Genomic DNA, 15,216 nt, shown 5'->3' with positions numbered 1-15,216 from the left:
TCTTCCAGACCGCATGACACTTCCAATTTGCGTGGCCCAGCTCAACTTTGTGGTGGGCGACATGGCGGGCAATGCCCAAAAAATCATCGACGCTGCACGCCAGGCCCATGCCCGCGGCGTGCGGGTGTTGCTCACGCCGGAACTGGCGCTCAGCGGTTACGCGGCTGAAGACCTGTACCTGCGGCCCGCATTCATCGACGCCTGTGATGATGCCCTGAAATCCATTGCCCTTCAGACCGCGGGACTCCAAGGCCTGCACATCGTGGTGGGCCATCCGGTGCGCGTGGTGGAGCCGGGCACAGGTGCCCGGCGCGAGCGCAGCGTGTCGGTGGCACAGCTGCACAATGCCGCCAGCGTGCTGTTGAACGGGCAGGTGACCCACACCTATGCCAAGCGCGAGCTGCCCAACTACCAGGTGTTTGATGAGCGGCGCTACTTCGTCCCGGGCCAAGACGCTTGCGTGTTTGAGGTGGACTCCGCTGATGGCTCGCCGGTGCGGCTGGGGCTGTTGATCTGTGAAGACGCCTGGTTTGACGAACCGGCGGCCCAGGCGCAGGCCGCGGGTGCAGAGTTGCTGGTGGTCATCAACGCTTCGCCATTCCACACCGGCAAAGGCGGTGAACGTGAGGCCACGATGCGCGCACGCGCGCTGGCCACCGGCTTGCCGCTGGTGTACGCGCACCTGGTGGGCGGGCAAGACGAGATCGTGTTTGAAGGCCGCAGTTTCGTGCTGGCTGCCGACGGCGCGCTGGCAGGCCGTGCCGTGAGTTTTGAAGAAACCTTGTTTGACTGCACGTTTCAGCGCCAGGGCGCCGGCTGGACCATTGAAGCCAGCACCGACCGTGACCACAGTGCCGATGCCGACCTGTGGCACGCCCTGGTGCTGGGCGTGCGCGATTACATCGGCAAAAATGGATTCCCATCGGCCCTGCTGGGTTTGTCGGGCGGTATCGACTCGGCGCTGGTGCTGGCGATTGCGGTGGATGCGCTGGGCAAGGACCGGGTGCGCACAGTGATGATGCCGTCGCCGTACACGGCCGACATTTCATGGATCGATGCGCGCGACATGGCCGAACGACTGGGTGTGCGCTACGACGAAATTGACATTGCGCCGCAGTTCGAGGCCTTCAAGGCCAGCCTGGCGGGCGAGTTTACCGGCCTGCCCGAAGACACCACCGAAGAGAACCTGCAGGCCCGCATTCGCGGCACCCTGCTGATGGCGCTGTCCAACAAATTTGGCGGCATCGTGCTGACCACGGGCAACAAGAGCGAAATGGCCACCGGTTACTGCACCCTCTACGGCGACATGGCGGGCGGTTTTGCCGTGATCAAGGACGTGGCCAAGACGGTGGTGTTTCGCCTGGCGCGCTGGCGCAACGCGCACGATCCCTATGGCACCGGCGCCAACCCGATTCCCGAGCGCATCATCACCCGGCCGCCCAGCGCCGAGCTGCGGGCCGACCAGAAAGACCAGGACAGCCTGCCCGAATACGACGTGCTCGACGCGATCATTGAGCGCTACATGGAAAACGACCAGAGCCCGGCTCAGATCGTGGCCGAGGGTTACAACGCTGCCGACGTGGACAAAGTGGTGCGGTTGATCCGCATCAACGAATACAAGCGCCGCCAGGCCCCGGTGGGCGTGCGGGTGACGCACCGCAGCTTTGGCAAAGACTGGCGTTACCCCATCACCAGCAAATACCGGGCATGAACGCGCCAGTCTGATGCAGGCCATCAGGACCGGCGTACGCGGGCGCCCTCGGCCGGGCGCCAGGCAGATGCGGCGGACCATGGCCGCCACCGGTGCGCTGATGGTGTCCGGGTCGCGCAGCCGGGTGCGGCCCTCGGCCTCTGGCTCACGGTGCCGCGCTGCACGGTGGCGGTGTCCACCTTCTGGCTGTCGGGCCACAAGGGCATCATGGCCAGCACCACCAGGAACAACAGCGTGTAACAGCGAGGCCGGGAAATGGTTTCTGCGGTCGGCCAGCCCCACCAGCGCCAGGGCATCTTCGTCGGCACCGGTGAGATCGTGTCCCTGACAAAGCACCAGGCCCTCGGTGGGCGTGTCCAGGTCGCCCAAAATGTTGAGCAAGGTGGACTTGCCTCTGCCCGAAGCGCGTGCACCGGTGCGGTGCGCGTGATACATTTTTGGCTTCCTTGTCATCCCGCACCCTGGAGCCGTCCGCATGAAGCAAATCACCGCCATCATCAAGCCATTCAAGTTGGAAGAGGTGCGCGAGGCCTTGGCAGAGCAGGGCGTGACCGGTCTGACCGTGACCGAAGTGAAAGGATTTGGCCGCCAGAAGGGTCACACCGAGCTGTACCGCGGTGCCGAATACGTGGTTGACTTTTTGCCAAAAGTGAAGCTGGAGGTGGTGGTCAAGTCGGACGATGTGGACCGCTGTGTTGACGCCATCATCCGAGCCGCTCACACTGGAAAGATTGGCGACGGCAAGATCTTCGTCACTTCTGTGGAGCGCGTGGTGCGTATTCGCACCGGGGAAGAAGACGAAGCGGCGGTCTGATCCCACCCCCGATTTCAGATCGCTTCCAGCCGCGCCGCGGGCGACAGACCTGCCGACTGCACCAGTTCGGGCAGCAACCGCACTGCGTTGTCACTCACGCGAATCAGGCCTATCTGCCAAGGGCTCATGAACGCTTGCTCGACGCCGGTCTTCAAGAAAGCCAGCAGCCCGTCGTAGTAACCCGCCTCGTTGAGCAGGCCAATGGGTTTGTCGTGGTAACCCAGCTGGCGCCACGTCCACACCTCAAAAAACTCTTCAAATGTGCCGATGCCGCCTGGCAGCGCCAAAAAGGCGTCGGCGTGCTCGGCCATCATGCGTTTGCGCTCGTGCATGGTGTCCACCACATGCAGTTCGGTGCAGTTGTTTTTGGCCCATTCCTTCTCCACCAAAGCTTTGGGAATGATGCCGATCACGCGGCCACCGGCGTCCAGCGTGGCCTGTGCAGTGATGCCCATCAGGCCGTTGCTGCCGCCGCCATACACCAGCTGACCGCCGTGGCTGCCGATCCAATGGCCGACGGCCCGTGCCGTGTCTGCGAACGCTGGGTGGGCACCTGGGCGGGAACCGCAGTACACACAAATGGAAAAGTTGGGGGTGCTCATTGAACGGGATTGCATTGGGAATTTCAAAACAGACGAGCCCAAAGCGCAGCGGTCCACACGCCCACACACAGCACCAAGCTCAGCAGAACGGCCGCGCTGCCCATGTCTTTGGCACGCTTTGACAGATCGTGCCACTCTGGCCCAATGCGGTCGATGGCGGCCTCAACGCCCGTGTTGAGCAGTTCAACCACCATCACCAGCACCACCACGGCAGCCAGCAAGGCTGTTTCGACCCAATGTCGGCCCAGCCAGAATGACGCGGGAACCATCACCAGCGCTGCGAGCGCTTCTTGGCGAAAAGCCGTTTCACCCCACCCTGCACGCAGGCCCGCCAGGGAATAGCCCAGCGCATGCAGCATGCGTGAAAGGCCTTTGCGTTGCTTTTGTGCGTTAGCGGCTTCGCGCTGGGCGGTGTCCAATGGCGTGGTGTTTTGGGGCATGGGCAGCTGTCTGGTTCAGCGACGGCGCTTGGATGCTGCGGGCGGTTTGTGGTGCACCAGCCGGGTGCCAGCCAGAGCATCGTGAAGGAATTGCTGTTGTGGGTGAAAGCGCGACAAGATGGCCCAGATGGCAATCCAGCCCATGGTCAAAACCGTGGTTTCACCGCTGCCCAACGAATATACGCCCGCAGCGGCCAGCGGGGGCAAAAACCACAACCAGCTCAATACATAGCGCAGCAGCGCGCGACCTTGTGTGAGTGAACGCCCGGCAGCATCCACCACACGGATGTGCCAGGTTTTCATGGCTAGGGTTTGTCCCTTAGCCCAAAACCAGGTGAAGTAGATGCCGAACACCACAAACAAAAATGCCTGTTGCAAGTGCCGGTTGTCCAACGCATTGCGGGTCTGGGTGAGGGTGGAAAACAGATAGCCCGCGATGAACACAACACCAAACATCAGCATGCCTTCATACAGCCAGCAGGCCATACGGCGCAGCAGTGGCGGTGCCTGCAGAGGGCTTTTGGCCGCATCATCCGGTATTAAAGAAGGCGTGGTGTGCGCAGTGGGGGATGTGGTCATGGTCGCGAAAAGAAGGCGTTAAGGGTGCCGGCTGAACCTGAACCCAGCGAAGCCTCTGCCGGGAGGTCCTGCAAAAAGCAGCCTGAATTGTCGCATTGCCGTAAAAGCAGCGCTTTTCGCTACCACCTGCCGTTTCCTCACCGTAAATGATAAGTTTGCAGTGCGATAATGCGCGTTGCACTTCAAAACACGGCAAACGGGTCAAGGTCCGGCGGGGTATGCGTCCGCTCATGTCCATTGGCCTCAAGTCTCAACACCGCTTCACAAGAGTAGGCGCAGATGCACCCAAGTTTTTTCGTCAGAGAAATTCTCGAAAGGTTCATCATGGAAATCAACAAGGCCGAACTGGCCTCAGCCGCTGCCGCCACCTCTTCTGGCTCAGCCACCCAAGATCTTCGCGGCGCAGAAATTCTCGTCAAGGCCCTGCAGGCCGAAGGCGTGAAATACATCTGGGGTTACCCCGGTGGGGCTGTGCTGCACATTTACGACGCTTTTTACAAGCAGGACACTATCCAGCATGTGCTGGTGCGCCACGAGCAAGCTGCGGTACACGCCGCCGATGGCTACGCCCGTGCCACTGGTGAGGTGGGTGTGTCGCTGGTCACCTCGGGTCCCGGTCTGACCAATGCAGTTACCGGTATCGCCACGGCCTACATGGACAGCATTCCTATGGTCATCATCAGCGGCCAGGTACCGACCGCTGCGATCGGGCTGGACGCCTTCCAGGAATGCGACACCGTCGGTATCACGCGCCCTATCGTGAAACACAACTTTCTGGTGAAAGATGTGCGCGACATGGCCATGGTCATGAAGAAGGCGTTTCATATTGCCCGCACCGGCCGTCCCGGCCCTGTGGTGGTGGACATTCCGAAAGATGTGTCTTTCAACAAGACGGCCTACGCCGGCTACCCCGAGTCGGTCGAGATGCGCTCGTACAACCCGGTGCGCAAAGGCCATGGTGGCCAGATTCGCAAGGCCTTGCAGTTGCTGCTTTCAGCCAAACGACCCTACATCTACACCGGCGGTGGCGTGCTGCTGGGCAATGCGGTGCAAGAGCTGCGAACCCTGGTTGATCTGCTGGGCTACCCCGTCACCAACACGCTGATGGGATTGGGCGCTTATCCTGCGTCCGACAAAAAGTTTCTGGGCATGCTGGGTATGCACGGCACCATTGAAGCCAACAACGCCATGCAGAACTGCGATGTGTTGTTGGCTGTGGGCGCCCGTTTTGACGACCGAGTGATCGGCAATCCCAAGCATTTCGCCTCGGTGGACCGCAAGATCATCCACATCGATATCGACCCGTCGAGCATTTCCAAGCGCGTCAAGGTTGACGTGCCGATCGTGGGTGACGTGAAAGACGTATTGACCGAGTTGATCAACATGGTGCGCGAGACCCCCACCCGTGTCGAGCCGGCAGCGCTGGCTTCCTGGTGGGAAACCATCGAAGGATGGCGCTCTAAAGATTGCCTGAAGTACGACCGTGGCAACCAGGACGTGATCAAACCGCAGTACGTGGTTGAGACCCTGTGGAACATGACCAAAGATGCCGACGCTTACGTCACGTCCGATGTGGGGCAGCACCAGATGTGGGCCGCACAGTACTACCGCTTCGACGAGCCTCGCCGCTGGATCAACTCGGGTGGCCTGGGCACTATGGGTGTGGGCATTCCCTATGCCATGGGCATCAAGCTGGCCAGGCCCGAGAGCGAGGTGTTCTGTGTCACCGGCGAAGGTTCGGTGCAAATGTGTATCCAGGAACTTTCCACCTGCCTGCAGTACAACACGCCTATCAAGATCATGGCGTTGAACAACCGCTACCTCGGCATGGTTCGGCAGTGGCAGGAAATTGACTACGAAGGACGCTACAGCCACAGCTACATGGACGCGCTGCCCAATTTCGTGAAACTGGCAGAGGCTTATGGGCACGTAGGCATGCTGATTGAGCGTCCACAAGACGTCGAACCAGCACTGCGCGAAGCCCGCAAGCTCAAGGACCGTACGGTGTTCATGGATTTCCGCACCGACCCCACCGAGAACGTGTTCCCGATGGTCAAAGCCGGCAAAGGCATCACAGAAATGCTGTTGGGCTCAGAAGACCTCTGACCCACTCACCCTGCTGCAGGCCTTTAACGGCCCGTAGCAGCCCCTGACGAATCTATTTGCAGCCAAGCCTGCGCATTACCGTGCGCGGGGGAGGGCTCAGACAACGCAGTTTCTGCGGCCACTTGCTTGGTGGCATTGCTGCCGCAAAAAGAGGAATCCACTCATGAAACACATCATTGCAGTTTTGCTGGAAAACGAGCCGGGCGCCCTGTCCCGCGTGGTGGGGCTGTTTTCCGCCCGTGGTTACAACATTGAATCGCTCACGGTCGCCCCCTCCGAAGATCCCAGTTTGTCTCGCATGACGATCCAGACCACCGGGTCGGACGACGTGATCGAGCAGATCACCAAGCACCTGAACCGCCTGATCGAGGTGGTGAAGGTCGTTGACCTGACCGAAGGTGCTTACACCGAGCGCGAGCTCATGATGGTGAAGGTGCGTGCGGTGGGCAAAGAGCGCGAAGAGATGAAGCGCATGGCCGACATCTTCCGGGGTCGCATCATTGATGTGACCGAAAAGAGCTACACCATTGAGCTCACAGGCGACCTGAGCAAAAACGATGCGTTCCTGGAAGCTATTGACCGCGCGGCCATTCTGGAGACGGTGCGTACCGGTGCCAGCGGTATTGGCCGAGGTGAGAGAATCCTGCGCGTTTGAGTTTTTCAGGGCTCAGCCATTTGCCCGTTCGGGCTGAGCCTGTCGAAGCCTTGGTGTGTGCTGGCACCCACCGGGTCCCGAGAGCCCTTCGACAGGCTCGCGATGAACGGCACAACCCCCAACTATCCACTGGAGCAAAAGATGAAAGTTTTCTACGACAAAGACTGTGACCTGTCCCTGATCAAGGGCAAGACCGTTGCCATCATCGGCTACGGTAGCCAGGGCCACGCACACGCACAAAACCTGAACGACAGCGGCATCAACGTCGTGGTTGGTCTGCGCAAGGGTGGTGCATCGTGGGACAAAGTCGGCAAAGCGGGCCTTACCGTGATGGAAGTCAACGACGCTGTGGCCGCTGCGGACGTGGTGATGATTTTGTTGCCCGACGAGCAGATCGCCGAGGTCTACACCAACAATGTCGCACCCAACATCAAGCAGGGCGCTTCGCTGGCCTTTGCCCACGGTTTCAACGTGCACTACAACCAAGTTGTGCCCCGTGCCGATCTGGACGTGTGGATGGTTGCTCCCAAGGCGCCAGGCCATACCGTGCGCAACACCTACACCCAGGGCGGCGGCGTGCCCCACCTGGTGGCGGTGCATCAGGACAAGTCCGGCAAAGCCCGTGATCTGGCCCTGAGCTATGCCATGGCGAACGGTGGTGGCAAGGCCGGCATCATCGAAACCAACTTCAAGGAAGAGACCGAGACCGACCTGTTCGGTGAGCAGGCGGTTCTGTGCGGTGGTGCGGTTGAGCTGATCAAGATGGGTTACGAGACCCTGGTTGAGGCCGGCTATGCGCCTGAAATGGCTTACTTTGAATGCCTGCACGAACTCAAGCTGATCGTGGACCTGATTTACGAAGGCGGCATTGCCAACATGAACTACTCGATTTCGAACAACGCCGAATACGGCGAGTACGTGACGGGTCCGGAAGTCATCAACGCCCAGAGCCGTGAAGCCATGCGCAACGCGCTGAAGCGCATCCAGACCGGTGAGTACGCCAAGATGTTCATCCTGGAAGGTCGCACCAACTACCCAAGCATGACCGCACGCCGTCGTAACACCGCCGATCACCAGATCGAAGTGGTGGGAGCTCAACTGCGTGCCATGATGCCTTGGATCGCCAAGAACAAGCTGGTTGACCAGACACGTAACTGATTTTTTGCACACAACTGCACCCGTGGCATCTTGGAGCCAATGGTGCAGCCAGCAAAGGCCACTTCGGTGGCCTTTGCTATTTGTGGCTGTAGCTTGTTGCTGGCTTACACTGGTACTTTACTTGTTGGGTGTTGTGCTGCCACATGGCGCATCCAGCCCCGGCCCCTATCAAAGAAATTCATGCACGACGGATCTGACCCACAAATGCTGCAGAACGAAGAAATACGCAAACGGCGCAAGGGCATTTACATGGTGCCCAACATGATCACGCTGGCGGCGCTTTTTGGCGGGTTTTACGCGATTGTGATGGCGATGAACGGGCGCTACGACCTGGCAACGCTGGCCATCTTTGTCGCCATGGTGCTGGACAGCCTGGATGGCCGTGTGGCCCGCATGACCAACACCCAGAGCGCTTTTGGTGAGCAAATGGACTCACTCTCCGACATGGTCTCGTTCGGCGCAGCGCCTGCTCTGATCGCTTACATCTGGGCATTGAGTGGGCTGGGCCGCTGGGGCTGGATTGCGGCATTTGTGTACTGCGCCTGCGCGGCTCTGCGCCTGGCTCGCTTCAACGTCAACACCGGGGTGGTCGATAAGCGTTATTTTCAGGGGCTGCCTTCACCGGCGGCGGCTGCGCTGGTGGCTGGCTTTATCTGGCTGGCCACTGAATATGGTTACAAGGGCTCTGAATTGGTCTGGCCTATGTTTGGCATTACCCTGTATGCGGGCCTGACCATGGTGACCAACGTGCCTTTCTACAGTTTTAAGGATCTGAGCCTGAAAAAGAGCGTACCGTTCGCAGCCATTGTGCTGGTCGCGCTGGGCATCGCGGTCATCAACATCCACCCGCCATCGGTACTCTTTGGCTTGTTTGTGCTCTACGGGTTGTCAGGGTATGCGGTGTATTTCTGGCGCAAGGCCAAGGGACGGCAAACCAGTGTGATCAGCACGTCAACCGATGAGCCCGACGAGCGTGGGCTGCATGAGTGAGGTTTTGACCATCGCAGCTATGGTTTTCCTTAATCAAGACGGACGCAAAACCGCCTCGGCGTTGATGCTTCGCCTTGCCGTACCTGTGTACTGTCTGCGGCTTCGCGCCTAGTCCTGACGGTTTTGCGCAAGTCCTGTTGATGAAGGTGCCGCTTTCTTTGTGATACATTGACAACCATGAAACGGATTTCTTTCGCTCTACTACTGGGTGTCCTTCACGGGCAGTCTTGGTAACGCGCGAGTGATTTCCAACAACGGCCCGTTTGCACCTGCAGCGGGCCGTTTTGTTTTTGGGTTGCGGGTTTTTTTCAAGAGTGGTCGTTGGTGCCACGTACCGGAGATTTGATATGAGCGACAAACTGATCATTTTTGACACCACCTTGCGCGACGGCGAGCAGTCCCCTGGCGCTTCCATGACCAAGGACGAAAAGCTGCGCATTGCGCGCCAACTGGAACGCCTTCGAGTGGATGTGATCGAGGCCGGTTTCGCCGCCAGCTCCAACGGTGACTTTGACTGCGTGCAGGCCATTGCCAACACCATCAAGGACTCTACGGTGTGTTCGCTTGCCCGGGCCAACGACCGTGACATTGCCCGCGCTGCAGAGGCTCTGAAGGGTGCACAGCGCGCCCGTATCCATACCTTCATTGCGACCAGTCCTCTGCATATGGAGAAAAAGCTGCGCATGACGCCCGACGAGGTGTTCGAGCAGGCCAAGCAGTCGGTGCGCTTTGCCCGCAACCTCGTCGATGACATTGAGTTCAGCCCTGAAGACGGTTACCGCAGCGATATGGACTTTCTCTGTCGTGTGCTTGAAGCCGTGATCAAAGAAGGTGCAACCACGCTGAATATCCCTGACACGGTGGGTTATGCGATACCCGAGCTTTATGGTGATTTCATCCGTACCTTGCGTGAGCGCATCCCCAATTCGGACAAAGCCATCTGGTCGGTTCATTGCCACAACGACCTCGGCATGGCGGTCGCGAACTCGCTGGCTGGTGTGAAGATTGGTGGCGCTCGCCAAGTCGAGTGCACCATCAACGGCTTGGGCGAGCGCGCTGGCAACTGTTCACTGGAAGAGGTGGTGATGGCTGTGCGCACCCGGCGCGATTATTTCAACCTCGACGTGGGCGTGGACACAACCCAAATCGTTCCAGCCAGTCGCATGGTCAGTCAGACAACGGGCTTCGTGGTTCAGCCCAACAAGGCGGTGGTGGGAGCCAATGCCTTTGCCCATGCCAGCGGCATTCACCAGGATGGTGTTCTGAAGGCTCGCGACACCTACGAAATCATGCGCGCAGAAGACGTGGGTTGGGCTGCCAACAAAATTGTGCTGGGCAAGCTCAGTGGGCGCAATGCCTTCAAGCAGCGCCTGCAGGACTTGGGCATCGAGATGGAGTCCGAGAGTGAAATCAACACCGCTTTTGCCGCCTTCAAGGAGTTGGCCGATCGCAAGAGCGAAATTTTCGACGAAGACATTTTGGCGTTGTGCAGCGACGAAAGTGTGACCGCCGAGAAGGAGCAGTACGGTCTGGTCTCTTTGTCGCAGCACAGTGAAACCGGAGAGCGGCCCCACGCACGTATCGTCTTCACCAACGGTGGCAAGGAAGTGGTCTGTGAGTCTGACGGCAACGGTCCTGTGGACGCTTCGCTCAAAGCCATCGAAAGCCGGCTGAGCAGCGGTGCCGAGATGGTTCTCTACTCGGTCAACGCCATCACCAGCGGTTCAACAGAAAGCCAAGGCGAGGTCACGGTGCGTCTGCAGCACGGCGGCCGGGTGGTCAATGGCGTGGGTGCTGATCCAGACATCGTGGTGGCATCTGCCAAAGCGTATCTGAGCGCCCTGAACAAGCTGCACAGCAAATCTGACAGGGTTTCTGCACAAGGATAAAATCCTTTCAAATCAAAGACTTGGGGTGATTTTCAGAGAATCGCAGAAAAGCTGCCAAAAAGCACTGCTTTCTCTTGCGTTCGTTGAACAAGGCGCCACAAGTTTTTGATATTGCTAGTTTTTTTATTTTGTCTATACTCCGTTCCAGCACAATTCCGTTGGCTGGAGTGGAACCATGAACATTCTCGAAAACCGCTCTCAAAAAGCCACTTGTTTGACGTACGTCCTTGTTGCATTGGTGGTTGCGCTGGCGGTTCCTGCGACGGTGTTTGCTGCGGCAACGAAAAATCCGACGCATACGGCCAGCAAGTCTTCTTCTGGGCACAAAAAAACCGTTGTATCCAAGCCAAGCAAAAAAGTTTTAGCCAAGGTACCGGCCAAAACCAAGCAGGCGCTGAAGTCTCCGCCCAAGAAGCCAGCACAGGCCAAAGTAAAACCCCAGCATCTCAACGCGGATTCAAACCGTGTGCGTGCAGTGATCGGGAAAAACAGCCAAGGCACGTTTGCTGTTCTGCGGCAAACGGACGCCAAAAAGAGCAGCTTTACAAGCAGCAAGGTGGCTGTGGGCAACGTTTCTGCCGCATCGCAGATGGATCAGTCTTCCAGATTGTCTGCAGGAGAGCGACTGGGCTTGCGGGCAAGCGAAGATGCTTTGGATCTGAGCTCCAGCGTGGCGTTGGTGGTAGACCAAGACACCAACGAAGTGCTTTTCAGCAAGAACGATTCTGCCGTGCTGCCCATTGCATCGCTGACCAAGTTGATGACAGGTCTTGTGATCGCCGATGCCAATCTGCCAATGGACGAAGCCATCACCATTACACAAGACGATGTGGACGTCTACAAGGGCAGCCGTTCGCGTTTGGCGGTGGGCACCACCCTCAACCGTGGTGAGTTGATGCACTTGGCGCTCATGTCGAGTGAAAACCGTGCGGCCCACGCGCTGGGACGCACCTTCCCGGGAGGACTGCAGCATTTTGTCTCGCTCATGAACAGCAAGGCCCGGGAGTTGGGCATGAACGACACCCGGTACGTTGAACCTACCGGCTTGCTGAGCCAAAACCAGTCCAGTGCCAGGGATCTGGCGACACTCGTGTCGGTTGCCTATGAACGCCCCATCTTGCGGGACTTGTCTACCTCGCCAAGCCATCAGTTGGAGTTGGGCCGCCGCACCCTGCAGTTCAACAACTCCAACCGCCTGATTCGCAATCCGGAGTGGGATATTGGTTTGCAGAAGACGGGCTACATTGCCGAAGCTGGTCGTTGTCTGGTGATGCAAGCCAAGGTGGCCGGTCGCAAGGTCATCATGGTGTTCCTGGATTCTGCTGGCAAACTCAGCCGTGTTCAGGATGCCGAACGTGTTCGGCGTTGGGTTGAAGGGCAGCCCCACCGGCCTGTGTTTGTGAGGCCTCAGGGCTGACGTTGTGTCAAGCGTTGTGATAACCCCAAAAATCGTTCTTCAGAAGCATTTTTGGGGTTATCGCAGAACAGCTTTTAGCGGCGATTTGCTGTGAGTTGGGCCTTGGGGCAACCCAGTGCTGCCGATATGTCAGCGGCCGTGGCACGCAGTTTGGGCACCCAGTTTTCATCGATCCGGTCGGCTGGGGCCGAGATGGACAGGCCCGCAACCAATTTGCACTGATCGTCGTAAATGCCTGCGGCCATACAACGCACCCCCAATTCCAGTTCTTCGTTGTCGCGGGCGACGCCGGCTTGGCGGCACTGGCTGAGTTCGCGCTCAAGGGTGGCCAGCTGTGTCAGGCTGTTGCGGGTGTTGCCAACGAGACCTGTGCGTGTGGCGTAGGCGCGAACCCGTTGTGGTTCGTCAGCGGCCAGGAACAGTTTGCCCACCGAGGTGAGGTGCAGAGGCGCCCGCCCACCAATGGCGCGCACCACCTGCATGCCAGAGCGCTCACTGTAGGCGCGCTCGACATACACAATTTCATCTCCTTGGCGCATGCTCAGATTCACGGGTTGTTGAATCAACTTGTGCAATTCGCGCATAGGCACCAAGGCTGCATCGCGCACACTCAACCGGGCTTTGACCAGGTTGCCGAGTTCCAGCAAGCGCATACCCAGACGGTAACTGCCGGCTTCAGGCCGGTCAACGAAGCGTCCAATGGTCAGATCGTTCAGGATGCGGTGCGCGGTAGAGGGGTGAAGCCCGGTTTTTTCGCTGATTTCCTTGAGCGATACCGGTTCTTCTCGGGAGGCCAGCACCTCCAGCAGGTTGAACATGCGTTCAATCACCTGAACGGTGGGCGTGGTGGGCAGGTTGTCGGTTCGTTTGGTCATGTGCTCGAGAATGGTTGTTTTTATTTTACGAGATGAAATTGCACACCGTCAGACGGCCCGTTCAAGCGGCGTTACGCAGCAGCTTGCCCCGCTCCGATAACGTTACATCGGCATATGCTTACAGGCTGGCAGGAAGCCATTCGCCGTCGATCAGCAACTCGTGGGGGCGATAGCCGGCCTTGTAATTCATTTTGTTGCTTTGGGCGATCCAGTAACCCAGGTACACATAGGGCAGTCTCAAGGTACGGGCCTGTTCGATCTGCCACAGCACACCATAGGTGCCGTAACTGGCCTTGTCGTTGGGTTCATAAAAAGTGTAAACCGCAGACAGTCCATCGTTCAAAACGTCGACGATGGACACCATTTTCAGCGCTCCCAGCGTGCCATCCGGCCTGGTTTCATAGAACTCGACCAAGCGGGAGTTGACCCGGCTTTGCAGCAGGAACTGGGTGTATTGGTCGATGCTGTCGTGGTCCATGCCACCGCCGGCATGCCGGCTGTTCTGGTAACGCAGGTACAGCTGGTAATGCTCAGGCACAAAACACAGCTTGAGCACCCGGGTTTGCAGCGCCGCGTGCTGAACGAGGCTGCGGCGCTGGCTGCGGCTGGGTGTGAAGCTGGCCACGGGAACCCTCAACGGCACACAGGCTTTGCACCCATCGCAATAGGGCCGGTAGGTGAACATGCCGCTGCGGCGAAACCCGCGACTCACCAGATCGGAATACGCATCGTTGTGGATGAGGTGGCTGGGCGTGGCCACTTGCGAGCGGGCTTGGCGCCCCTGCAGATAACTGCAAGGGTAGGGCGCCGTGGCATAAAACTGCAGCGCTTGTAGCGGGAGTTCTTTGAGGTGCGTCACGCGGGTGGGCTGTGTTCGCCAAGTAGGTTTTGCCAGTATATCGGTTCAAATTTCCAGTTGGGTGTGGCCAGTTGCGTCGTCTTTTGCACGTGTTGTAAGAACGTTTGGCGTGGCATCAGCTGCCCACCCAGCGACGCGAGGTGCGGTGTATCTTGTTGGCAGTCGATCAGGGGTATTTGTTGGGCTCGGCAAAACGCGGCCAGGGCTGCCAGGGCCATTTTCGAGGCGTTGCTTTGCCGGCTGAACATGGATTCACCGAACACCATCGCGCCCAGGTTGATGGCGTAGAGACCACCGACCAGTTCACCATCGATCCAGGTTTCCACGCTGTGTGCCACACCCGCCTGGTGCAATCGAATGTAGGCATGGACCATGGCCGGCAGAATCCAGGTGCCGCTCTGACCGGCACGAGGCATGTGCGAGCAGGTGTGAATCACCTGTTCGAAATCGTGGTCAAACCGCACTTCCAGACGGCCGGCGCGCAGCAGGCTCTGGATGCTCTTGCGCAGCGAACGGTGCAAACGAAACGCATCGGTCCGCAAGACCATGCGGGGATCGGTGCTCCACCACAAAATGGGCTGACCCGCGCTGTACCAAGGAAAAATGCCCTGTGAATAGGCCGACACCAGGGTGGCCACGTCCAGCACGCCGCCCGCTGCCAGCAAACCCGGTGCCGGGTCTTGCGGACCCCACGCGGTTTCAACTGGTGGAAACGCTTGGCCCGGCTCCAGCCAGGCCAATGCAGGGGTAGGCTGGCGCATGGGCATGGTGCGGCTGGGGTTTAGGGTTTCAAGGTTTCAGTGGACTGGTTGCGCCATTGCAGCCACAGAGCGAGCGCGGTAGAGATGCCCACCGCATCAGCCAGTAGGTCCAGCCAGTCGCCTTGGCGCCAGCCTGTCGCCCATTGGGCCAGTTCGATGGCGCCGCCCAACAAAAGCAAGACCACCCCGAGCTGGGGCAGCGACTTTCTGGGGTAGGCCAACAAAGCGAGCCAGGTCAAGCCAAAAAAACCCAGGGCATGCTGTGCCTTGTCCCAGAAGTTGACGGCAGACGGCAACATGGGGCCAGGCATCAGCGACAGGACGACAACCGTTGTCAGTGCACACCAAAAAGCCAGCTTT

15 protein-coding genes and 1 pseudogene are annotated in these 15,216 nt (G+C 59.0%); 8 read left to right on the top strand and 8 right to left on the bottom strand.

The features are described 5' to 3' along the window. Positions 1 to 13 precede the first annotated feature (13 nt). The gene (locus Q7J58_RS01895) at positions 14 to 1,711 is read left to right on the top strand and encodes an NAD+ synthase (RefSeq protein WP_304822628.1); all 1,698 of its coding nucleotides are present in this window, start codon (positions 14 to 16) and stop codon (positions 1,709 to 1,711) included. A gap of 294 nt (positions 1,712 to 2,005) precedes the next feature. Here the strand turns inward: Q7J58_RS01895 and Q7J58_RS01890 are convergent. Next, positions 2,006 to 2,116, bottom strand: a pseudogene (locus Q7J58_RS01890) (ATP-binding cassette domain-containing protein); the annotation flags it as partial. Positions 2,117 to 2,186: 70 nt separating this feature from the next. On the opposite strand from Q7J58_RS01890, the gene Q7J58_RS01885 reads away from it, so the two are divergent. Next, entirely contained in the window at positions 2,187 to 2,525 is a 339-nt protein-coding gene (locus Q7J58_RS01885; protein ID WP_304822625.1) for a P-II family nitrogen regulator, read from the top strand. A 14-nt stretch (positions 2,526 to 2,539) separates the two neighbouring features. Here the strand turns inward: Q7J58_RS01885 and Q7J58_RS01880 are convergent, their stop codons facing one another. Genes Q7J58_RS01880 through Q7J58_RS01870 form a run of 3 tightly spaced genes read right to left on the bottom strand, consistent with a single transcriptional unit; the run spans position 2,540 to position 4,146 of the window. Beyond that, on the bottom strand, positions 2,540 to 3,127 hold the full coding sequence (locus Q7J58_RS01880) for a TIGR00730 family Rossman fold protein (RefSeq protein ID WP_304822622.1): 588 nt from the start codon (positions 3,125 to 3,127) through the stop codon (positions 2,540 to 2,542). Between the two features lie 23 nt (positions 3,128 to 3,150). Then, positions 3,151 to 3,567: a diacylglycerol kinase gene (locus Q7J58_RS01875; protein WP_304822619.1), complete on the bottom strand. Its 417-nt coding sequence runs from the start codon at positions 3,565 to 3,567 to the stop codon at positions 3,151 to 3,153. Between the two features lie 15 nt (positions 3,568 to 3,582). Beyond that, positions 3,583 to 4,146: an RDD family protein gene (locus Q7J58_RS01870; RefSeq protein ID WP_304822616.1), complete on the bottom strand. Its 564-nt coding sequence runs from the start codon at positions 4,144 to 4,146 to the stop codon at positions 3,583 to 3,585. Positions 4,147 to 4,470: 324 nt separating this feature from the next. On the opposite strand from Q7J58_RS01870, the gene Q7J58_RS01865 reads away from it, so the two are divergent. The 6 genes from Q7J58_RS01865 to Q7J58_RS01840 all read left to right on the top strand — a co-directional run bounded on the left by Q7J58_RS01865 (position 4,471) and on the right by Q7J58_RS01840 (position 12,361). After that, positions 4,471 to 6,252 (top strand): acetolactate synthase 3 catalytic subunit, encoded by a 1,782-nt coding sequence (locus Q7J58_RS01865; RefSeq protein WP_304822613.1) that lies wholly within the window; start codon positions 4,471 to 4,473, stop codon positions 6,250 to 6,252. A gap of 163 nt (positions 6,253 to 6,415) precedes the next feature. Next, positions 6,416 to 6,907 (top strand): acetolactate synthase small subunit, encoded by a 492-nt coding sequence (ilvN, locus tag Q7J58_RS01860; RefSeq protein WP_304822610.1) that lies wholly within the window; start codon positions 6,416 to 6,418, stop codon positions 6,905 to 6,907. Positions 6,908 to 7,048: 141 nt separating this feature from the next. Next, positions 7,049 to 8,065, top strand: coding sequence for a ketol-acid reductoisomerase (ilvC, locus tag Q7J58_RS01855; RefSeq protein ID WP_304822607.1), 1,017 nt, complete (start codon positions 7,049 to 7,051; stop codon positions 8,063 to 8,065). 180 nt (positions 8,066 to 8,245) lie between these two features. Continuing rightward, positions 8,246 to 9,055 (top strand): CDP-diacylglycerol--serine O-phosphatidyltransferase, encoded by an 810-nt coding sequence (gene pssA, locus Q7J58_RS01850; protein ID WP_304822604.1) that lies wholly within the window; start codon positions 8,246 to 8,248, stop codon positions 9,053 to 9,055. Positions 9,056 to 9,402: 347 nt separating this feature from the next. Further along, a complete protein-coding gene (locus Q7J58_RS01845) occupies positions 9,403 to 10,944 on the top strand; it encodes a 2-isopropylmalate synthase (RefSeq protein ID WP_304822601.1) in 1,542 nt (513 codons plus the stop codon). 175 nt (positions 10,945 to 11,119) lie between these two features. After that, complete coding sequence (locus Q7J58_RS01840) at positions 11,120 to 12,361, top strand: serine hydrolase (RefSeq protein WP_304822598.1); 1,242 nt, start codon at positions 11,120 to 11,122, stop codon at positions 12,359 to 12,361. Between the two features lie 74 nt (positions 12,362 to 12,435). Here Q7J58_RS01840 and Q7J58_RS01835 read toward each other — a convergent pair whose 3' ends face one another. From Q7J58_RS01835 to Q7J58_RS01820, 4 genes are all read right to left on the bottom strand, one after another. Further along, on the bottom strand, positions 12,436 to 13,236 hold the full coding sequence (locus Q7J58_RS01835) for an IclR family transcriptional regulator (protein ID WP_304822595.1): 801 nt from the start codon (positions 13,234 to 13,236) through the stop codon (positions 12,436 to 12,438). 118 nt (positions 13,237 to 13,354) lie between these two features. After that, positions 13,355 to 14,095: an arginyltransferase gene (locus tag Q7J58_RS01830; protein ID WP_304822592.1), complete on the bottom strand. Its 741-nt coding sequence runs from the start codon at positions 14,093 to 14,095 to the stop codon at positions 13,355 to 13,357. Beyond that, a complete protein-coding gene (aat, locus tag Q7J58_RS01825) occupies positions 14,092 to 14,856 on the bottom strand; it encodes a leucyl/phenylalanyl-tRNA--protein transferase (RefSeq protein ID WP_304822589.1) in 765 nt (254 codons plus the stop codon). Before aat ends, Q7J58_RS01830 begins: the two co-directional genes overlap by 4 nt. 20 nt (positions 14,857 to 14,876) lie before the next feature. Further along, complete coding sequence (locus tag Q7J58_RS01820; RefSeq protein ID WP_304822586.1) at positions 14,877 to 15,155, bottom strand: VanZ family protein; 279 nt, start codon at positions 15,153 to 15,155, stop codon at positions 14,877 to 14,879. Positions 15,156 to 15,216: the final 61 nt, after the last annotated feature.

Source organism: Hydrogenophaga sp. (genome assembly GCF_030656115.1).
Classification (GTDB): Bacteria; Pseudomonadota; Gammaproteobacteria; order Burkholderiales; family Burkholderiaceae_C; genus Hydrogenophaga.
This window is presented reverse-complemented; position numbering and strand designations above follow the sequence as displayed.